The sequence below is a fragment of the Gracilibacillus kekensis genome (genome assembly GCF_900143085.1).
Classification (GTDB): Bacteria; Bacillota; Bacilli; order Bacillales; family Amphibacillaceae; genus Gracilibacillus; species Gracilibacillus kekensis.
In genome coordinates, this window is the sequence record NZ_FRCZ01000006.1 from 148,481 (window position 1) to 169,455 (window position 20,975).

Genomic DNA, 20,975 nt, shown 5'->3' on the forward strand with positions numbered 1-20,975 from the left:
ATGAGAAAGTTACAATAGATTTCTACAAGGCTTGATGAATTTAACACTTTCAGTAAATTATTTCCCAGGAAATGATTAAATTAGACACAGTATTTCCTATTTGACACGAGCTATGATAAAATTTGGACAGCATATGATAAGAAAGATTGTCGAGGTACGACTAGGACATTTTTTTTAGACAAAGGACGTTGATAATATGACAAAAATTGCCCCGCCCGTAAAAAAGAATCAAACAATTGAAGTTACATTTGAAGATATAACACACGAAGGTGACGGAGTAGGAAAAATAAATGGATATCCTTTATTTGTTCCTTATGGCCTTCCAGGAGAATCTGCCAAAGTAAAAGTAATCAAAGTGAAGAAGAACTTTGGCTTTGGTCGTTTAATAGAGACGACAAATGAAAGTGAACATCGTGTCGATCCACCATGTAATGTCTATTATAAATGTGGTGGATGTCAATTGCAGCATATGAGTTACGACATGCAGTTGAATATGAAAAGAAACCAAGTGTATAACTCTTTAAGGAAGATTGGGCACATTGAAAATATTCCGGTCCAACCTACGATTGGCATGAACGATCCATGGCGATATAGAAATAAAGTACAGATACCTGTCGGCTCGAAAAATGGGGAGTTGATTACCGGTTTTTATCGAAAAAGAAGCCATGATATCATCGATGATATGGAGCGATGTATCATAACGGATGAAGTCAATGACCGGATGGTAGATGAAGTCCGTGAAATAGCTAATCGCCTAGGGATAGAAGCGTATGATGAACAAAATCATCGTGGTATCTTACGACATATAATGGTTAGATCGGGTCATGTAACCAAGCAAACAATGATTGTTTTAATAACGAGAACAGAAAAAGTGCCACAATTAAATGCTTTGATAGGCGAACTAACAGAAACATATCCTCATATTAAATCAATCGTGCAAAATATCAACAATGATCGAACAAATGTCATTCTTGGCAAGAAAACAAAAGTGTTGTGGGGAGACGAATATATATATGACGAAATTGGCGATATCAAATTTGCTATCTCCGCCAAATCCTTTTATCAAGTCAACCCAACTCAAACCAAAAAATTATACGACAAAGCATTGGAATATGCTGATCTTTCGGGCAATGAGACGGTCATAGATGCTTATTGTGGTATTGGTACCATTTCATTATTTCTCGCACAAAAGGCCAAAAAGGTTTATGGTGTGGAAATTGTTCCTGAAGCTATTAGTGATGCCAAGGAAAATGCAAAACTAAATCAAATTGAGAATGCTGAATTCTTTGTGGGACAAGCAGAGAAAGTGATGCCCTGGTGGCAAGCTCAAGGTCTAATGCCAGATGTTATTGTCGTTGATCCACCAAGAAAAGGTTGTGATGAGGCACTATTACATGCAATGGTAGAAATGAAACCAAAGCGTATTGTCTACGTTTCCTGTAATCCATCCACATTAGCACGTGATTTGCGTGTATTAGAAGATGGAGGTTATGAAACGAAAGAAGTCCAGCCGGTGGATATGTTTCCACAAACTACACATGTTGAGTGCGTGGCGTTGATAGAGTTGAAATAGATACGTATCAATAAGTTTAATGGACTTAAAGTGAAAATTAATTTGTTTTCTCCCTCGGACTGAAAAGTTTGGGGGATTTTTTACTTAGAGAGAGAATCTATCATTTGCAGTTGAGAGTCATAACAGATATAGTTACCTTTCATATTAAAAGTACCCACCATTCCTTGAACTTCCATACTATTAATGATACCCTCTATCAATCTGATGGAACCTCGTTCTTCCAAGAATCATAGAGAATTGTAGAATCATCTTCAATATTTTTAACTATAACTTCATATTCTCCACCTGACCTATCAATAAAGCATAATGTGTTATGAAATGTATTACCCGAGATTGTAATTAAGTTGTCCTCTTTGTAATAGCCAGATTTAATTGTGATAGTAGCAAAAATGAAGAAACAAAAAATGTCGAAAAAATTGAACAGGAAACAAAAGCTATAATACTGATTAACAAACCTATATAGCTACCGCCTCCCTTACATTTATGCTACAGGAAGCCTCATACAATATATTTCTAATCCATCGATGATTTTAGTATCCATCAGTTCGTAACCAACCCTTTCGTAAAAAGCAACATTTTGCTGATTCTCGGTATCAAGTGCCACAGGATAGGCTGGCTGAGAAGATTCAGCAATTTCATGAATCTCACGTAAAACCTTTTTTCCAATGCCTTTTCCTTGATGGGAAGGGTCTACACCAATCATGGTTATATAATAATGAGGCTGATTTGGCGCAATTGAAAAAGTGGTTTTTTGATAGTTAGTTAAGAATCTAAGCACATGAAATGGTAACCGAAATAGTAATAAAAACATCTCTATATTTAATTTAACTTTAGCCCATATGGATACATGTCTAAGATTTCTAGGTCGATCTACTATTGCCACGTAACTTGGATCGTTCATATCGTCTGTTAGGACCAGCCCATCTAATAAACGATTTTGTTTCAAGATAAATCTTATTAATTTTTTTGATCTGTATTTGTTTGATAATAAATGAATAAACATAGGATCATTTTCAAATGCCCGAGATAGCAAATCGATATGGGTTTCATTAATAGTCACTTTGTTCCCCCCTATGATGAAAAACGGAAAAGCTAAACAGTACCTTAAAAATATAAAAAATGAATAATGTTGAAGCAAAGAAAGGTATTTCCTGACTATAATAAGCTGCAATAAGCAACCCTATACCTGTTAAACTACCTGCCAAGAGGGTATGGATCGAGTGCTCTCTAATTAAATTTAAGAATGCTGCACTAATTATCGTGTAAAGACAGATTATGATTCCGTAATGAATCGATATCTCCATTGACCATGAAAGGATAATGGGCTGAATGTGAATAGCTATAAATATCCATCTGTTCCTTGAAGAACGATTATAAAATAAATCTGTTCCCTTTGTTAAATTGGCAATAACTCCTCCTGAGATATCTAAGAACAAAAACCATGTAACTATTTGTTTTATTAAAGATAACTCCTTCCATTCATCATATCCCAGAATACCTGTTAAAAGACCAGAGCACAGTACAAAAATAACAATAACAACTAAAGAAGATTTCGTCTGAAATTCACCTAATATTTCATGAAAAAACTTTGGAATTTTCAACATGGAACACCACTTTCTGACCGCTCGAACGGTCAATATTATTTTATTAAAAATGACAGTGCTTTATCTTAAAAGAGACTGCCATGCTTCCACTTGTAACGTCCATATTTCCTTAAATCTAGCACTATCAGAATCTAATAAAAAATGGAGTCCGTAACCATCCAATGTGATGATGATCATTTCAGAAACCTTTAATAGTTTTTCTTTTCTTTGAGAACTATAGCGGGATAACTGTGTTGCAATAGCATCAATCATCTCATCTTTGGTTTTTAATAAGTAGGCTCTATATTTTTCATCGTATAAACAAGTATTGTAGAAATGAAGTAACACAGAATAGGATAACTTTTCTTCCTCACTAAGAGAGTAGATACTTTCCCCAAGAAAAGTAAGAAACGATTCTAAGTCTGCTTCCTGATTAGATTCAATAGGTTTCACCATATCTGCAAGGATATTCTCAAAAATCACGCGTAACACTTCATCTACAGAACCAAAGTGGTGAAATATATTACTCTTACTAATTCCTGAAAGGTCAGCTATTTTCTTGGCGCTTAACCCTTTTAGTCCTTCTTCTGAAATAATTTTTATCGAGGCAGAAAGAATTCGGTTCTTTGTTTCGTTGCCCTTTGTAATTCTTAAATCCTTAGACATCTCAACTCTCCTTATAAATGTTCTTAATTATAATATAATACTAACTAACCGATCGGTCAAGGTAAAAAATTAATTTTGTTCGTACTTCTCTTAAAAAGATTATTAGTGATAAGAGAAAGGCGGCAACTTCAATTTTTTCAAAAAATTCCCGGCAGAGTAAATCCAGCCGGGAATGTATTGAAAAAACAATCTGTATTAAAAGTGAACTATCACGTTAATGGATCTCTAGATAATCTAAAAAGGCATCCCATTGACCATCATCAGCGGTGACGATGAGTTCGACCTCTTGATTTCCGGTGCCGTGGCTAACGTTATCAATTGTGTATTCAGCAGGATAGCCGTCACCGAAATAGAACGTACCTTTTGTTTGTCCACCGATTCTTAAATCGACTCTAGCCATGTTGGAATTATTGGATGCTCCTCTTAGCGTGAAACTATGATTGTTATTTTCAAAATACTGGGTGTATTTCACTGAATCATTGTTTGCATAGAGAGCTACACCATTAAATGGAGAGTTGATGTTACCAGTATATTGACCATTTTTGGTCATATTTTCTGCTTCCATTCTGGTTGTACTACCATCGCCGCCATCACCACCAGAATCTCCACCAATAATCAGGTTATTACGGTAAACATCAGCGCTTCCACTGCTTTGATATCCTTCCACAGTTAAAGCGACTTCATGCATATTTCCCATTGGCATGCCATGGTTTTCCCATGCTTTGAAGTGCTCGCTGACTGAAATATTACCACTTGTACGCTTCGACCTTCTCACACTCCAATACTGCTGAAAAGTGGCTGTACCGATAATGGAAGGTTGTTGTACTCTTGTTGTTTCATATATATCATAGGTTCCACCATCCACTGTAATAGTACCTTTTGAAGAACTACCAGGTGGACGCCAGTCGCCCCAACTATCAACAATATAGTATTCTACTAGTGGGTCAACTGTCCATCCATATACCGTCAGATAAGAGTTTCCACTTGGTTGATAGTTTACTCCATAATCTATTGTTATGTTTCCAATCTGCTGATGTGTTTGGGTTTGATCGAATTTCTTTCCTTTTCGGAATAAAATGTTACCAACGTTACCCCATTCTGCACTGAAAGTACCACCACTGTTAAGTGTCATACTTCCCCAGCCGCCACTATCCTTCCAAAATTCATAGTCATAACCACCATGAGTACCAGTTTCATTACCGGTTACTGCAGCATGGACATTCATTGTAGGAAAGGTTAGAGCAGCGCAAAATAATGCTACCAAAAAAAATCTCATGCTTTTTCGTTTCATTTGAATCTCCTCCTTTGATTTGATCAAATTACTTTCCATCACAAAAGCCTGCATTCAACTGCTAGTTGAGATAAATGATAGCATCTAACACCTCCGTTTCCTTGAAAGCGCTTTCTGAACCGGTTCTAGGTAATAATAACAAAATTGACAAATACCGTAAATAAACTTATTCGATTAACTATATTTATTTAAACGTCTTATATAGTTTTCAAAGATAATCACAAAATAAATGATAGAGAAGGCTACTTTGTCATGATTTTCTTACTATTTCATTAGAATTAAGCAAATCTGTTTGGGAGGGTGAACGATATACAGCCACTAAACTGGATAGACTTGCTATTCGTAATCATTATATTAGATAATCTATCAATAATTTATAGTAATTTTTTGGAAAAAAGGTTATTTTCTTCATAAAGACTATTAAAATGTATAAAAATAACAAATTTTAACAATATGTGAAGAAATGATTATTTACTGTAAGCGCTTCCTTGATTATGATTAAAGTAATAAAACCAGAAGGGAGGTTAGCTTCTTATTCCTTGCATTTTAAGTCTTTGGTCTTAAAAATCTAAAAAAGGAAGTGAGAAAAGGATGAGAAAAAGTGTGATGAAATGGGTTGTGATGAGCGGGTTCGTAATATTGATGTTAGGAGTTTCTCTCCAATCGGTATCCGCAAATAGTCCAAACTTTAGTATGACCGGTTTCGCTACGATGAATGGAGGTACTACTGGTGGTGCTGGTGGAGACACTGTTACTGTAAACACAGGTGATCAACTAACTCAGGCATTGAAGGACAAAAATGATAGTACTCCACTGACTATCTATGTGGATGGCACCATTACACCTGGCAATACATCAGATAGCAAAATTAATATTAAAGATGTTTCCGATGTTTCTGTGCTTGGTGTAGGTACTAATGGAGAATTAGATGGTATCGGAATAAAAGTGTGGCGAGCGGACAATATTATTATTCGTAACCTCACCATCCATGAGGTAAACACCGGTGACAAAGATGCCGTAAGCATTGAAGGACCTTCCAGTAATATATGGGTAGACCACAATGAGCTTTATCATAGTTTAAATGTGGACAAGGATTATTATGATGGTTTGTTTGATGTGAAAAGGGATGCTTACAACATTACTTTCTCATGGAACTATGTACATGATGGTTGGAAGTCAATGTTAATGGGGTCTTCAGATAGTGATAGTGCGGAGCGAAATATCACTTTTCATCACAATCATTTCCAAGACTTAAACTCTCGTGTCCCTTCTTTCCGTCATGGTGAAGGACACTTGTACAATAATTATTTCGAGGGGATTATTGATACCGGAATTAACGCAAGGATGGGTGCAAAATTATTAGTGGAGAATAATGTGTTTGAAAATTCAAAGGATCCATTAGGTTATTGGTATAGCAGTCAACCTGGCTATTGGAACGTGTCAAACAATCTGTATATCAACAGTACAGGAAGTCAACCGACGACCTCTACTACCAACTATACCGTTCCATATAACTACTCACTTACTCCAGTAGGAGATGTAAAAACAATGGTCACACAAAATGCTGGGGTAGGAGTAATACAACCATAAGAAGACAAGCCACATGAAAAAGAAATTTCATGTGGCTTGTTTTTTATGAAAAGGAAGATACAATAATGTATTATAATTGAAAAAAAAATGAAACATTGTACATGTACTATGTTTGTTAGAATTAAGATGGAGGTATTTATATTGTGAAGGAACGTGTTTTAATACGGTAATATGGGGGAGCATGATACCAATGGAAAACCAGCTAATTAATAAAACTTATTATCATACATATACAGAGGGCATTCTAAATGTAGAACCAATCAAGATTTTAGGTGAATTATTTAAAGGTGAACAACAAAACGAAATGCCTGATTTATCATACATCCGCTTTGCACAGGGAGAAGTATATTATTTCTTTCAGGATTTTGAATCGGCTATTTTTAAATGGGAAAATGTCTCTAATGAATTAAAGCCTTGGGCACAGAAAAATATAGCAGATGCGCATGTGAAGATGAATTTGCTTGCCATTGCTGAAGATTACTACAATGCAATCGAAACAGATTCTGAAGTATTAAAAACAGAAGTGCTCATGCAATTATTTTCATTATATATACAGCTTGGAAAGTATGGAAAGGCAGTTAGTTCAATTAAGCGAGCGGTTGAAATAAATCCTGACTATCCTCAAGTAACTGCTATGGCCAGAGAATTTTTTGAAGAGCAACAGGATTGGGAGAATGCGATTGAGCTAGCTGCTAACGAAGCTAAGCGAACTGAGTCTTTATCATGGTTTTTGGTTTTAGAAAAATATGTGGAACAAGGGCATACTTCAACGATTCATCCAAACTATTTTAGTGAGGTATTAATGATTCTTTATAATATTGATTTGAATCGTTTTGAGGATTTAACAACAGCGCTTTGGAACAGTTACATGCAAAATGATTTGTATTTTTCCTGGTTGGAAGAGATCAACAGTTTTCTGTTGAGTGTTGAACCAGAACAATCCTATGCATGGAACAAACTTTTCAGTCAATATAATGTAGCATACTTTGAATTATTAGATGGAAACTATTTAGTAGAAGAATTTTCTTACTTAATTCCTACCCATTTAACCAATTGGTTGAAAATATCTACAGCTTCAAATGCTGTACTTGCTGCTTCTGCTGTACTGACTTGGAATGAAATTTTCCCATCACACATGGAGGCCTCGACAGTTGCTGAGGCTGAAAATCGATTAAGCAAGTCTGCGCGTTATCAGAATGGTATGGAAGATGGAGTTTCGCTTTTTAAATCCATTATAGGTTGGGCAGAGAAGGAAGGTTTGTTGTGGGATAAACGTTATCACTGGATGATTGATGAATTACAAGATTTAAATCACCATCATTTAATGATTACAGGAACAGAAGCGACAGGAAAGGCAGCATTTGTGAATACTCTACTAGAAGAAGAACTTTCAGAAGATACTAGTAACGCTATAGTCCTCTATAAAGATGCAGACAATGCGAAAATAAAAGCGATCACGCAAGAAGAGGAGAAAAGCATTGCAGAGCATAATGATTTTAAAGAAGCGGCGCAAGATAGCGAGACGATTGTTTCTTGTAGAATGCCGGTCACTTTTTTAAATAACCATAATCTTGCTTTAATTGATTCTCCAGCAATCACTGTGCAAAATGAATTCAGGAGTCAAGAGAATCAATATTTAAAATTAGCAGATAGTCTCTTGTTTGTTATAAATGCAGATTTCAATCTAACAGGTAACGAGCTTGATAAGGCGCTTAAAATGAAAGAGCAGTCACCAGAACTTCCAATCCATTTTCTATTATGTAGTAAGACAGACCAGCAAAGTGCTATCAAACGTACTAATAAAATAATTACCAGGATTAATTCCTATTTCACAAACGCAAAAGTGTTTACTTTTATCATAAATGAGGATAGTAAAAAGCAAATAGATGCATTATCAGCTTTTATAAAATCAATAAAGAATGGACAGAAGTTAGAAGAGCATCGTACTACTAATATTCTTTATTATATCAGGAAATCAATGGACTTTTTACTGTATAAACGTGAAGAGGAGGAAATCTCCTTAAGAGATAGAATAGAATGGAATGAAGAGATTGTTGCCAAATTGAATGGCGCACAAAATCAGTTATTTGACATTGAAGAAAATGCGGCTCAAGTCATTAAAAATTCTTATAGTAGCATTATAGAAAAGTGGCGGCGGGATTTGAAAACCAAGTTGCCGATATTGATTCAACAAAGTGCTGAAATAGTTCAGCAAGACAGTGATATCCGTAAAATTCATAGTGAACTCAACAGTGAAATAAATAAACGAATAAATCATTATATTGAAGAAACAGTTCTACCGGATATTTATGTAGATCTCCTTAAATGGGTTGAGGATAGTGAGATGGAACTTAAGGAGAGTGAGACTTATTTTAGGGAGATGTGTGAAAGTTTTAATCAATTGTACGGTGAGGAAAAGATATCTTTTGAATGTGATAGCAGAGTACTGAACGATTGGAACCGTGATATCGAACGGATGACCATAAGAAATATCCAATTGACGGAAGCAACTTTTATAAGTTACCACGCCAGTTCACAATTTTTATGGAAAGGTGCAGGGAAACTTGTTGATACACTCTTGAAGAATAAGGACTTACTTCATGATAAATTTAAACAATACATTAAAGGAAAAGACTATAGCAAAACAATTAAAATGATAACGGATGAATTTATGCAGCAATTTGAGATATTTGATAAATCGATCAAGCGTGATGTTCATATGTTCTTTGCGGATCCAAATCGTGTAATAAAAGAAATTTTAGCTGAAACACATGACGACATAGAAAGAAATAACGCTAGCTTAAATGATATGCAAAAACAACCGGACCTATATCGCAATCCGATTACTTTGTTTGAAATTAAGCTTCGTCAATTGGACTGGATGGCTACATCTAATCAACGAATTTATGAAAAGAATTAGATGGGTCTAAAGCAGAAAGAAGAGAAATTTTCTTTCTGCTTTTTATATGTTTCTGTTTATAGAAAATTAAGGAGCAAAAAGAACGTACTTATAAAATAAACATTTAGAAATGATTTTCTCTGTTTTTTAACGATTAAAGTCTGTTTTTTATATATTTTAATAGGCAATATTCTGTTAAGCTTTACATGTCTTCTAAAAAATCCTCTTGTTAGATTAAAAAACGAGGAATTTTTTATGTTTCATAAAATGAAAGCGCTAACAGTAATTAGAATGATGACAGTATTTAAGGAGGTGAGTGTCTGTTTTGATTATCGAGAAAAAATTAACACCTTCACCATGTACTTAAACTAGTAAGCTTATTTTCAATCTAACCTTAGGAGGAATAATGTATGTTAAAACAATTTAAGAAACGATTGAAGAAAAGTGCAATTGTAATTAGCTCAGCGCTTATTGCTACTTCATTTGTTAGCACCATACAATTGCCATCCGTCAGTGCAAATGAAACTGGAGACACTCCTTACCAAATGGAATATTTAGAACGAGGTGTTGTTGCTGTTAACACAGATGAAGGTATCTTTGTAAGCTGGCGTTTATTGGGAACAGATTCAGAAGAGGTTAGCTTTAACCTTTATCGTGATGGTGAAAAGATAAATGAAGAAGCCATTACGTCAAGCACAAATTATTTGGATGAAGAGGGTACAACGGAGTCGACTTATAGTGTGAGCGCTGTCTCGGATGGAGAAGAAGCAGACGAATCAAAAGAAGTAAATGTGTGGGGGAATCAATATCACTCGATTCCACTTCAAAGACCAGAAGGTGGTACAACTCCTGATGGGGTAGATTATACTTATCATGCAAATGACACCAGTGTGGGTGACCTTGATGGTGATGGTGAATATGAAATTATATTAAAGTGGGAACCGTCAAATGCTCAAGATAATTCACGCTCAGGCTATACAGGCGAAGTTTTTATGGATGCTTATGAATTAGACGGTACCCAGTTATGGAGAATCGGCCTAGGAAAGAATATTCGTGCGGGTGCACATTATACGCAATTTTTAGTTTATGACTTTGATAGTGATGGTAAAGCGGAAGTTACACTTAGAACAGCTGACGGTGCGACGGATGCAGCTGGTAATGTGATCGGTGATCCTGATGCAGATTACCGTAATGATTCGGGTTATATTCTGGAAGGACCAGAATACTTAACCGTTTTTGATGGTGAAACAGGCGAAGAACTTGTTAGTACAGACTTTTCACCGGCTCGGGGCAACATGGGAGATTGGGGTGACACATATGGTAACCGAGGAGATCGATTCCTTGCAGGGGTGGCCTATCTTGATGGTCAAAAGCCTAGTATTGTGATGACGCGTGGTTACTATGAAAAATCGATGCTTACAGCTTATAACTTCCGAGATGGGGAGTTAACCGAACTTTGGACGTTTGATACCGACGAGGGCAATGAAGAATATGAAGGACAGGGAAATCACAATTTAAGTATTGCTGACGTAGACGAGGATGGAAAGGATGAAATTATTTTTGGTGCAATGGCTGTTGATGATGATGGTACAGGCATGTACTCAACAGGCTGGAACCATGGTGATGCAATGCATGTAAGTGACCTTGATCCTAATAGAGAAGGTATGGAAGTATTTCAAGTTCATGAATGGGGAGATTATGGTTTAAGCATGCGCGATGCTGCTACAGGTGAAGAGCTTTGGGCTGTTCCAACTGGTGCAGATACTGGTAGAGGATTATCAGCAGATGTAGATCCTCGATATCCAGGTGCCGAAGCTTGGGCAGTTGGTGGCGCGTGGGACGATACTGAAGGTTACTATTATACTGCCGATGGTGAACAAATTGGGGATACAATTCCAACTTCTAACTTTGCTATCTGGTGGGATGGCGATTTATCCCGTGAGCTATTGGACCATGACTGGACAAATTATGATGTAGGAATTGGAACACCAAGAATTGATAAATGGGATTATGAAAATAATGAACTTAACAATATTTTGATGCTGGAAGGCACAACTTCAAACAATGGTACAAAAGGAAATCCAGCATTACAAGCTGACCTCATTGGTGATTGGCGTGAAGAAGTCATTGTTAGAGATATTGAAAGTACAGAACTTCGTCTTTATACAACAACCGATTTAACAGAGCACAGGATTCCAACCCTTATGCATGACTCAGTGTATCGCTTAGGAATTGCTTGGCAAAATGTAGCCTATAACCAACCACCACACACAAGCTACTTCTTAGGTAACGACATGGCGGAAGCACCAAAACCAAACGCTAACTTTATTGTTCCGTCCAATGTCGATGTGAACCCTGATAAATTGAATGGAAAGTTGAAAGGGAAGCTTACCATAAATGTTGAAGTGCCAGATAATGCTAAGGATTTAGTTGATGGTGAAGCTGCTACCCTTGCTATTAACGGAAAAACAGTAGACGGAAACATTTCAGCAGGAAGTAAGGGTTATCAAGTGAAAATGGAACGTAGAGAATTTGTTCGAGCATTAGCTGGACAAACCGGCGACACTGAAGTTAGGGTTAGTATCAGTTCTGCAAGCGGTGATATTTTTGTTGGAGCAGATACAGTGAATGTACAAACTTCAGCACCAGCTTTAACGGTTAATGAAGTAGAGGATGTAAAAGTAGGTGATTCATTTAGCCTTACCTATTCATTGAGCGGTGAGGGAGATAATCTTCGGTCAATTGAGATGAACCTTAATTATGATCCAGAGCAACTAGAGTTTGTTTCCGTCGATCCAATAGTAAAAAAATTAAATATAACGCATGAGTCTGAACAACCAGGTGAGATTCGTCTCAAGTTAGAAGGTCCTCCAAGTCGTTTCTTTAACGATCCAGACTTGTTTAAGGTGAATATGACAGCGAAGGAAACAGAAGCATTTACAACTGATGTTACTCTAACGGATATGGCTTATACAACAACTAGTAAGGAAGTCATTTCAATGGAGGATATTGGCCAGTCTATTAATTTATTTGACGAAGTATCCAACATTGCTGTGAGTGGCGAAGATGGAGTGCAGGCCATCGATTCAAATGGTGGAACATTACAGTTAACAGCACAAGTCTCTCCTGCCAATGCAAATCAAAATGTGGAATGGTCTGTAACTGATTTGGATGGTTTTGATACAGATACTGCTTCTATCACTCCAGAAGGATTATTATCAGGTAACACGGAAGGTTTAAATGGAGAGGTTAAAGTTATTGCAGAGGCAATGGACGGCTCAGGCATAGTAGGAGAGCTAGTTGTTGACATTTCCAATCAGCTAGCATTAGTAACAGGAGATCTTTTTGGAACAAGCCCAGCATGGTCAGCGGGTACAGAATATGATAAAGCATTTGATGGAGATACAAGTACCTTCTTCGACTATCAAGAAGCAAATGGTGGTTATACAGGAATTGATGCAGGAGAAGGTAATCAAGTAGAACCTGTTCAAATCAGATTCTACCCTAGAGAAGGATTTACGCGAAGGATGACTGGAGGTAAAATCCAAGGATCAAATGTTTCTTCAGACGAAGGGTTCGTCGATTTATATACGATCAGCTCAGAGCCCGACTCTGGATGGAATGTAGTAGAACTTTCAACGGAAGAAACGTATCGCTATCTTCGTTATATAAGCCCCGATGGAGGTCACGCAAATATCGCTGAACTGGAATTTTATACTCAATAAAAATAAGCTAAAAAAGGTAGGCATAAGTTCGATCGTTGAACTTATGCCTTTTTGTTCTCCAATATTTCTAAATAGAAGGATCAACAAATGCCTCTCAATTCCCTATAGTTTAAACATCACCCTAGACCGTTAAATCATTTTCAGATTTTATATTAATTGCTTCTTGTAAAAGTCTTTGTAGAACGGCAGCAAAGACTGCAATCACGAAAGGAGCACCCACCATAACCATTCCGACTAATATGAGACCTGGAGCATCATCCCATTCAGCTACTATATAGACAAGTGGCAATGCTACTACATACAAGCCGCTTATAATAATGGCACAATATTTTATTTTCTTTAAAGCTTTTACAGATAATTTCGAGAATGCTTTGTTCTTATCAATATAACTTAAAAGTTTAAACGCCTGATACAATGCAACATAAAATGGTAGAACCGAAGAATACATAATAATTAAAATACCAAACACCACATATGCAAGCGTTGAGTTATTTTTTGCAGCTTCAATAGCTTCATTTGCTATCTGAGGCAACAAGAAAATGCACAAAGCAAGGACAGGAAGTCCCATTAGAATAACAGCTATCTTTAAAAAGATTGTTGAACCTTGTTTCATAAGAAGCACCTCATTAATTTATTGTCCATATGAATTTAACATATTATTTATCGTTTTTCAATAAAAAATTATTGAAAACCAAAAGAAGATGGTTTTACTAGTAATATTAAGTGGACATCCTTTGCATTCGCAAATTGCTTTATATCGGTTTTATACATTGAGCGTATTATTACTGTTTCATCTTTAAAATGTAGCATTCCCTTTTTGTAGAATAACTAGTTAATTCTCTTTAATCATTGTAATGAACTCTGCAGTATCAGTGGAAAAAACATCCTTTTGTACAAATCCTATTTTTTTTTATAAATGAATTGCTCTTTTATTAAATGTGGCAACAGAAAGTCTAATAGGTGTTTCTCCGTACTTATCTTTAATGTTGTTAACTATAAATGTGCAGAATTCATATCCGTAACCTTTTCCTACATAATCAGGGTGTATGCCCAGTCCGATATCTAGATGCTTATCATTGTAGACACCGTATCTATAATGATGTATCAGGACATCAATCTGCTTATTCTTGATGAACCTACCAATCATCTAGATATAGATTCTAGAGAAGTGTTGGAAGAAACTTTAGAAGGTTTTCAAGGTACAATAATAGGTGTGTCACATGATCGTTATTTTCTTAATAGACTATTTAGTAAAATTCATTGGATTGAAGACCAGCATCTCTACTGTTTTGATGGAGATTACAATTGGGCTAAAAAGAAACGAGAGGAACAACGTGAAAAGAAGTTCCTTTAAGAACTGAAAACAAAAAGGCTTGATAATAAAAAACTGAAAACTGATTTGGAGAAAATAGAGGTTAGCATTATTAAGATGGAAGAAAAAATAGTGGAAACGAAGGATATAACATTATTACAAAAGCTATATCAAGAGAAAGAAGACTTGGAGAAAAGGTGGGAAGTACTGTGTGATTGGTGATGATTTCCTTTTGTACTTAAATAATGTGTGCCAAGCCTATGAATAAATGGAAATATTCAAGAGAGCAGTTACTTTCCAAGAGATGAAACCATCTAACACTTAAATGGATAGATGGTTCTTTTTCTCTTTGTTTGTAAGGAATCATCAGTCATCATTTTGTTTTTCGAATTAACATATAAAGTAAAGCTGTGAAGCAGGCTGTAAATGTTAATATTAGAAAGACGTTGCTGTATCTAGTTTCATTAGCTGTTTGGATAAAAGAAAAAATACTAATATTTGAGAAGAGTTGAGTTCCTAGCAAAAGGCCAATTACACTTGTTGCTACAGCACCTGCAATGAAATTAAACATTGTGAAAAATCCCATCCCAATTCCAAGCGATTCTTTAGGCAGTGTTTGAGAAATCGTGTTAGTCAAAGCTACTCGGATGAATGTTACACCAATGTTCCCAAAAATTAAGAAGATGGCGATCCAGATCGGATGGATTGAGACAAAAATTGAGAGAAGAAGATAACATATACCAAGACAAGAGATTGATAAATAGAAAACTACACTGTTTCCAAATACATCCGCCAGCTTACCAGCTTTTTTGCCTAGTAATGCTGCGATCACAGCTGAAGGAAATAATACAAGCCCTATAAGGAGGGGAGTTAAATCTTGGATGTCATCAAGAAATAATGGCGTTGCAAAAGTCAAAGCAAAAAGTAATGCAGCAGTTAGAAATGTAATGAATAGCATAAAGGAATAACGTTTATTCATAAATAAGCTAGGCACTACAATGGGAGTATGATAGGTATTGATTCGAATAATTAAAAGTATTGCGCTAATAGCAAACAATGCAACAAATGTTAACGAATAGTTGGTTATAGTTAGAACAACGAAGGCGATAGTCGCGGTTAAAAAGCAGGCTCCTAGATAATCAATAGATTTTGAAGTTCGATTATCTAAATCTGGTAAATATTTTCTTAATAAAGGTAAGGTGATTAAAGGAATAAAAGACAATGTGAAAAGAAGTCGCCAATTCACTATTTCAGCAACTATACCAGAAATAATAGGCCCCAGTGCAGTACCTAATGCCATGCCAATTGCCAATGTTCCGATTGCTCTTCCTCTTTCAGCTTCTGGGAAAAAACGAGCGGGTACAATCATCGAAATGGTAGGAATAACAGCAGCCCCGGCTGCTTGTAACATTCTACTGATAATTACCATTGGATAATTTAAGGCAAATAGACCAATTAAGGAACCAATAGCCAAAATGATTAATCCAATTTGTATTAACAATCGTAAGGAAAATATATCCGCCAGTTTTCCATATAATACGGTTCCTATAGCATAAATCATCATATAGGAAGAAATTACCCAACTTATTTGAGCAGAGGTCAAAGCAAACTCAGCCTGAATTAAAGGAAGAGCAATATTAAAAATAAAAGCATTCATTACCGAGAAGATCAGTACTACAACTAAAACCCTTAATAACATATGCTTGCTTTTATGTGTTAAAGTCATTATGATTCTCCTTTTTCTGATTTTTTGGATCGAATTGCATTAGTGGTTGCATGGTGTAATAAGGATAGAAGAATGGTTTTATCATCTTCACTCATACCTTCAGTAAGAATGGAGGTCCATCCTGCCAAAATAGTTAAAATATCTTTTTTTAGTGATTGTGCTTTTTCAGTAACATACACTAAATTTTGTCTCCTATCGCCTGTACTTTCTTTTCTTATGATCAATTCTTCTTTTTCTAAATTTTGTATAGCACGTGTTGCAGTAGCTTTATCCACATAAAGTTGTTTGGAAAGCTCAAATTGCGTTACACCTTCTTGTTGGTAGAGAAGCATTAAAAAATGCATTTGTGTCACACTGATCCCATAAGGTTTTAGCATGTTATTAATATGAATTTCAGAAGCACGGTTTATTGTACTTATTAATTTTCCTACAGATCTATGTTGATTTTTGGACATTCTATTTCCCTCCTTGAATTTAGTTGCGTATGCAACTTAGTAACAGTATAAAACATTATAGTTGCGAATGCAACTAATATTTTTCTTTAACATTTTATAAATTTACTGATAGTCTGAAGTTGATCTTTAATTGCTATATCAGACCGTTACCACATCTTAGTTTATACATTTTTGTCAGGGGTAGAAGGGATGTAAAGGGAAATCTTTAACATAAGATAATCCTTTATTTTTTTGAGATTTTAAAGAGAGGATGAAAGAAGATGTGAGAGCCGTAACTTGCCAAGAGAAAGATCAAGTGAAAGTAAAAGATATGCAAGCGCCGTCCATTCAGGAAAAAGATGATATGATTGTACGAATAACTGTATTCTAATGTCATGTATGGATCAGATAAAACAACAAATGCTAAAAGATAGCGTTATTTTTATCAGATTATGTCGATTTGTGTTTGATATTTTATTGCTTATCGTCGATAATATAATCGTTTAAAAAAATGATTTGAGGTGGAATTGTGAGAGGAAATAGATCTGTATTTTGGATTTCACTTTCTATTTGTGCAGTACTTGTCATATGGGGAGTAATTAATCCTGAACATCTAAAAGATACGACATCAACTATTACTACATACATTTCCGAAGTTTTTGGTTGGTATTATCTAATCACTATTATGCTATTTCTGGCTTTTTGTATTTATCTTATTTTTTCACGCTTTGGCAATATTAAATTAGGAAAAGAGAACGATACGCCAGATTATAGTTTATCTTCATGGTTTGCTATGTTATTTAGTGCAGGAATGGGAATGGGACTGGTTTTTTGGACGACAGCCGAACCAATTTCTCATGCATTTAAAAGTACACCAGGGGCTGAGCCTGGCTCTGGAGAAGCGATCAAGCAGTCGCTTCAGTATTCCTTTTTTCATTGGGGGATACATGCCTGGGCAGTGTACGGAGTAGTAGCGCTATCTTTGGCATATTTTAAATTTCGATATGATCGGCCTGGATTAATTAGTGCAACATTAATACCGATTCTAGGTGAAAAAAGTATGAAGGGTGTAGCTGGGAAAATCATAGATATTTTAGCGATCTTTGCCACTGTGGTTGGTGTTGCCTCGACACTTGGTTTTGGTTCCGCGCAAATTAACGGTGGGCTTTCCTATCTATTTAACACCCCTAATACCTTTAGTATGCAGCTGCTTATTTTAGCTGTTGCGACACTACTATTTATTATATCTGCCTGGTCCGGGATTGGCAGAGGTATTAAATATTTGAGTAATATTAATATGGGATTGGGCTTTGCTTTATTACTATTATTATTTGCAGTAGGTCCGACGTTATATATCTTAAATATGTTCACTTCCACTCTGGGAAGTTATATTGCAAACTTTTTTGAAATGAGTTTCCGTATCTCCCCGCTGAATGATAAAGGACGTACCTGGATTGATAATTGGACGATCTTCTATTGGGCATGGTGGATTTCCTGGGCGCCGTTTGTTGGTATATTTATCGCAAGAATATCCAAGGGTCGTACGATAAAAGAATTTATGATGGGTGTTCTTTTTGTACCTGCTCTCGTCTGCTTTGTCTTTTTTTCGGTCTTTGGCGTATCAGCGTTAAATATTGAGCAAAATGGAATAGATGTAATCTCTAATTATTCACTGGAGACAACTACATTTGGAGTTTTACAGCATTATCCATTAGGCACGTTAATGTCTATGATAACTATTATAGTGATTGCTATCTTTTTTATTACTTCTGCAGACTCAGCTACATTTGTCTTAGGAATGTTAAGTACTAACGGGTCTATCAATCCTCCCAGTTCAATTAAAATTACTTGGGGACTAGCAATGTCTGCTATGGCTGCCATTATCGTATATTTTGGTGGTACACAAGGGTTACAGAATATGTTAATAATTGCGGCTTTACCGTTTTCTATTATTATGTTTTTAATGATAGTGTCCTTTTACAAAATGGCTAGGCTTGAAGTAGAGAAAAAGAAAAAGCCAAAAAGACATAAATAATTTGCTGCTTCCAAATAATACTTGCTATTCCAAACATTATATGCTATTCTAAGTAAGAATTATTTTTGTTCGGTATTGGTCTGAGAGGTAAGAATAACTTTGACACATTTCACCTTTTATCTAGATTGAGCAATAATAGTATTAAATTGTGGAAACATGATCCACATAGGAGGAAACAAATATGCAACAAGGTACAGTAAAATGGTTTAACGCAGATAAAGGTTTCGGTTTTATCGAAGTAGAAGGTGGAGAAGATTTATTCGTACATTTCTCAGCTATTCAAGGTGACGGATTTAAAACATTAGATGAAGGTCAAGCAGTTAGCTTTGACGTAGAAGAAGGTCAACGTGGACCTCAAGCTACAAATGTTAATAAAGCATAATTTCCAAAGGGCTCTTATATAGAGTCCTTTTTCTTTTTTTCTAGGATCATACTGTAGAATATGATTCATTGTCTACGTAAATAGTATAGGTAAAATTAAAATAAATGAGGTATAGTAATGGAAGAAAATTTTAAAAGTTATCATTTAAGTGATCAAGTAAATAAAGCACTTGATGTATTAAAATATAATGTGCCTACAAACGTTCAAAGTGAAGTCATCCCTAAATTACTTAAAAATCAAGATTTAATTGTAAAGTCGCAAACAGGAAGTGGCAAGACTGCAGCTTTTGCTATCCCAATCTGTGAGAAAATCACCTGGGAAGAAAATAAACCACAAGCATTAGTGCTAACACCAACAAGAGAACTAGCGGCACAAGTAAGAGAAGATATAACCAATATCGGCAGATTCAAACGTATAAAAGCATTAGCCGTTTATGGAAAAGAACCTTTTTCTTTTCAAAAAGAAGAACTAAACCAAAAAACACATGTAGTGGTAGGTACACCAGGGCGAGTAACAGATCATATCGAGCAGGGGACACTACACTTAGAGGATATTAAGTATCTTGTTATTGATGAAGCAGATGAAATGCTGAAGATGGGCTTTATCGATGAAGTGGAAGCCATCATGGAAAAGCTACCATTGAACAGAGTAACAAATGTGTATTCTGCTACCTTACCAATACAAATTGAGAAGCTTTGCGAAAAACATATGCAAGATCCAATAAAAGTGGAAATAACTAATGAAGTTACAACTACAAATATTGAACACAATCTTTTTGAAGTTAAAAAAGAACTAAAAATGGAATTGCTCAAAGATTTGACCGTTATTGAAAATCCGGATAGTTGTATCATTTTTTGCAATACCCAAGAACAAGTAGACGATGTATCGACCGAATTGGAGCAATCAGGTTACCCGTGTGACCAAATTCATGGTGGACTGGAGCAAGAACAACGATTTGCTGTGATGGATGGTTTTAAGTCAGGTGCGTTTCGTTATCTTATTGCAACAGATGTAGCGGCACGAGGCATTGATGTAGATAATGTCTCACTTGTTATTAACTTCGATGTACCAAGGGAAAAAGAAGGTTACGTTCACCGAACAGGGAGAACAGGCCGTGCGGGTAACAAAGGAAAAGCGATCACTTTTGCAGATCATTATGAAGAGAAATATTTACGTCCAATTGAAAATTATATTGGTTTTGAACTCCATAAAAAAGAGATGCCATCTAAAGAAGAAGTTAGCAACGCTAAATCAGCTTTCGATGAAAAAATGAAAGAACGCCGTATTGTAAAGAATAATAAAAGTGCACGAATCAATCAAGATATTATGAAATTACATTTTAATGCTGGTAAGAAGAAAAAAATAAGGGTGATCGATCTTGTTGGAACTATTTCCAATATCCCTAATGTAACAGCAGATGATATCGGAATTATCTCGATTAAAGACAACTGGTCTTATGTGGATATTTTGAATGGTAAAGGATCACTAGTTTTAGAAGCAATGGAACATACAAAAGTAAAAGGGAAACAGTTGAAAGTAAGTAAAGCAAAGAAATAGAGTTATGTTTTTTTGACACTACCTATATTAGATGAACAGTTAACAGGTAACAGGTAACGAAAGAATAGTTACCTGTTGTTTGTTGTTTTAGTTTTTTTAGCAAAAGTCATCGATATTTCAACTGAGATTATCGTAAAAAATGCCGACGAGGGAGACTCTCATCGGCAAACCAGCAGTGATTATTGTAGGAAATGCCGACGAG

14 protein-coding genes and 2 pseudogenes are annotated in these 20,975 nt (G+C 35.7%); 9 read left to right on the forward strand and 7 right to left on the reverse strand.

Annotated features, from left to right (window positions below; translation table 11 throughout):
- The first annotated feature begins 196 nt into the window (after positions 1–196).
- Positions 197–1,573: a 23S rRNA (uracil(1939)-C(5))-methyltransferase RlmD gene (rlmD, locus tag BUC25_RS14515; RefSeq protein ID WP_073202616.1), complete on the forward strand. Its 1,377-nt coding sequence runs from the start codon at positions 197–199 to the stop codon at positions 1,571–1,573.
- A gap of 481 nt (positions 1,574–2,054) precedes the next feature.
- Here the strand turns inward: rlmD and BUC25_RS14520 are convergent, their stop codons facing one another.
- From BUC25_RS14520 to BUC25_RS14535, 4 genes are all read right to left on the reverse strand, one after another.
- A complete protein-coding gene (locus tag BUC25_RS14520) occupies positions 2,055–2,633 on the reverse strand; it encodes a GNAT family N-acetyltransferase (protein WP_073202617.1) in 579 nt (192 codons plus the stop codon).
- Positions 2,623–3,177, reverse strand: coding sequence for a hypothetical protein (locus BUC25_RS14525; protein ID WP_073202618.1), 555 nt, complete (start codon positions 3,175–3,177; stop codon positions 2,623–2,625). Before BUC25_RS14525 ends, BUC25_RS14520 begins: the two co-directional genes overlap by 11 nt.
- Before the next feature lie 60 nt (positions 3,178–3,237).
- The gene (locus BUC25_RS14530) at positions 3,238–3,822 is read right to left on the reverse strand and encodes a TetR/AcrR family transcriptional regulator (protein WP_073202619.1); all 585 of its coding nucleotides are present in this window, start codon (positions 3,820–3,822) and stop codon (positions 3,238–3,240) included.
- Between the two features lie 214 nt (positions 3,823–4,036).
- Positions 4,037–5,113 carry a glycoside hydrolase family 11 protein gene (locus BUC25_RS14535; RefSeq protein ID WP_073202620.1) on the reverse strand — a complete coding sequence of 359 codons (1,077 nt, stop codon included), beginning with the start codon at positions 5,111–5,113 and terminating at the stop codon, positions 4,037–4,039.
- 642 nt (positions 5,114–5,755) lie between these two features.
- On the opposite strand from BUC25_RS14535, the gene BUC25_RS14540 reads away from it, so the two are divergent.
- The 4 genes and pseudogenes from BUC25_RS14540 to BUC25_RS19615 form a co-directional block, all read left to right on the forward strand.
- Positions 5,756–6,703: a pectate lyase family protein gene (locus BUC25_RS14540; RefSeq protein WP_425292876.1), complete on the forward strand. Its 948-nt coding sequence runs from the start codon at positions 5,756–5,758 to the stop codon at positions 6,701–6,703.
- A 190-nt stretch (positions 6,704–6,893) separates the two neighbouring features.
- Positions 6,894–9,623 carry a GTP-binding protein gene (locus tag BUC25_RS14545; protein ID WP_244535196.1) on the forward strand — a complete coding sequence of 910 codons (2,730 nt, stop codon included), beginning with the start codon at positions 6,894–6,896 and terminating at the stop codon, positions 9,621–9,623.
- A gap of 389 nt (positions 9,624–10,012) precedes the next feature.
- Positions 10,013–11,920, forward strand: a pseudogene (locus BUC25_RS19610) (rhamnogalacturonan lyase); the annotation flags it as partial.
- Positions 11,921–12,262: 342 nt separating this feature from the next.
- Positions 12,263–13,327: pseudogene (locus BUC25_RS19615) on the forward strand (cohesin domain-containing protein); the annotation flags it as partial.
- Between the two features lie 121 nt (positions 13,328–13,448).
- On the opposite strand, the gene BUC25_RS14555 reads toward BUC25_RS19615, so the two are convergent.
- Positions 13,449–13,940, reverse strand: a complete 492-nt coding sequence (locus BUC25_RS14555) for a DUF2975 domain-containing protein (RefSeq protein ID WP_073202623.1) — start codon at positions 13,938–13,940, stop codon at positions 13,449–13,451.
- A 453-nt stretch (positions 13,941–14,393) separates the two neighbouring features.
- On the opposite strand from BUC25_RS14555, the gene BUC25_RS14560 reads away from it, so the two are divergent.
- Positions 14,394–14,681 carry an ATP-binding cassette domain-containing protein gene (locus tag BUC25_RS14560; RefSeq protein ID WP_073202624.1) on the forward strand — a complete coding sequence of 96 codons (288 nt, stop codon included), beginning with the start codon at positions 14,394–14,396 and terminating at the stop codon, positions 14,679–14,681.
- Positions 14,682–15,012: 331 nt separating this feature from the next.
- Here the strand turns inward: BUC25_RS14560 and BUC25_RS14565 are convergent, their stop codons facing one another.
- Together BUC25_RS14565 and BUC25_RS14570 are read right to left on the reverse strand one after the other, a co-directional pair.
- Entirely contained in the window at positions 15,013–16,365 is a 1,353-nt protein-coding gene (locus tag BUC25_RS14565; protein WP_073202625.1) for an MFS transporter, read from the reverse strand.
- Positions 16,365–16,820: a MarR family winged helix-turn-helix transcriptional regulator gene (locus BUC25_RS14570; protein WP_073202626.1), complete on the reverse strand. Its 456-nt coding sequence runs from the start codon at positions 16,818–16,820 to the stop codon at positions 16,365–16,367. Before BUC25_RS14570 ends, BUC25_RS14565 begins: the two co-directional genes overlap by 1 nt.
- 508 nt (positions 16,821–17,328) lie before the next feature.
- Between BUC25_RS14570 and BUC25_RS14575 the strand changes: the two genes are divergently transcribed.
- The 3 genes from BUC25_RS14575 to BUC25_RS14585 all read left to right on the forward strand — a co-directional run bounded on the left by BUC25_RS14575 (position 17,329) and on the right by BUC25_RS14585 (position 20,773).
- A complete protein-coding gene (locus BUC25_RS14575; protein ID WP_073202627.1) occupies positions 17,329–18,834 on the forward strand; it encodes a glycine betaine uptake BCCT transporter in 1,506 nt (501 codons plus the stop codon).
- 181 nt (positions 18,835–19,015) lie between these two features.
- Positions 19,016–19,216, forward strand: coding sequence for a cold-shock protein (locus BUC25_RS14580; RefSeq protein ID WP_058306145.1), 201 nt, complete (start codon positions 19,016–19,018; stop codon positions 19,214–19,216).
- Positions 19,217–19,333: 117 nt separating this feature from the next.
- Entirely contained in the window at positions 19,334–20,773 is a 1,440-nt protein-coding gene (locus tag BUC25_RS14585) for a DEAD/DEAH box helicase (RefSeq protein WP_073202628.1), read from the forward strand.
- Positions 20,774–20,975 lie beyond the last annotated feature (202 nt).

Coding starts and splice junctions, on each gene's coding strand:
- BUC25_RS14565 (WP_073202625.1), bottom strand. CDS start 16,365: ATGACTTTAACACATAAAAGCAAGCATATGTTATTAAGGGTTTTAGTT.
- BUC25_RS14585 (WP_073202628.1), top strand. CDS start 19,334: ATGGAAGAAAATTTTAAAAGTTATCATTTAAGTGATCAAGTAAATAAA.
- BUC25_RS14530 (WP_073202619.1), bottom strand. CDS start 3,822: ATGTCTAAGGATTTAAGAATTACAAAGGGCAACGAAACAAAGAACCGA.
- BUC25_RS14540 (WP_425292876.1), top strand. CDS start 5,756: ATGTTAGGAGTTTCTCTCCAATCGGTATCCGCAAATAGTCCAAACTTT.
- BUC25_RS14580 (WP_058306145.1), top strand. CDS start 19,016: ATGCAACAAGGTACAGTAAAATGGTTTAACGCAGATAAAGGTTTCGGT.
- BUC25_RS14545 (WP_244535196.1), top strand. CDS start 6,894: ATGGAAAACCAGCTAATTAATAAAACTTATTATCATACATATACAGAG.
- BUC25_RS14535 (WP_073202620.1), bottom strand. CDS start 5,113: ATGAAACGAAAAAGCATGAGATTTTTTTTGGTAGCATTATTTTGCGCT.
- BUC25_RS14570 (WP_073202626.1), bottom strand. CDS start 16,820: ATGTCCAAAAATCAACATAGATCTGTAGGAAAATTAATAAGTACAATA.
- BUC25_RS14560 (WP_073202624.1), top strand. CDS start 14,394: ATGCTTATCATTGTAGACACCGTATCTATAATGATGTATCAGGACATC.
- rlmD (WP_073202616.1), top strand. CDS start 197: ATGACAAAAATTGCCCCGCCCGTAAAAAAGAATCAAACAATTGAAGTT.
- BUC25_RS14525 (WP_073202618.1), bottom strand. CDS start 3,177: ATGTTGAAAATTCCAAAGTTTTTTCATGAAATATTAGGTGAATTTCAG.
- BUC25_RS14555 (WP_073202623.1), bottom strand. CDS start 13,940: ATGAAACAAGGTTCAACAATCTTTTTAAAGATAGCTGTTATTCTAATG.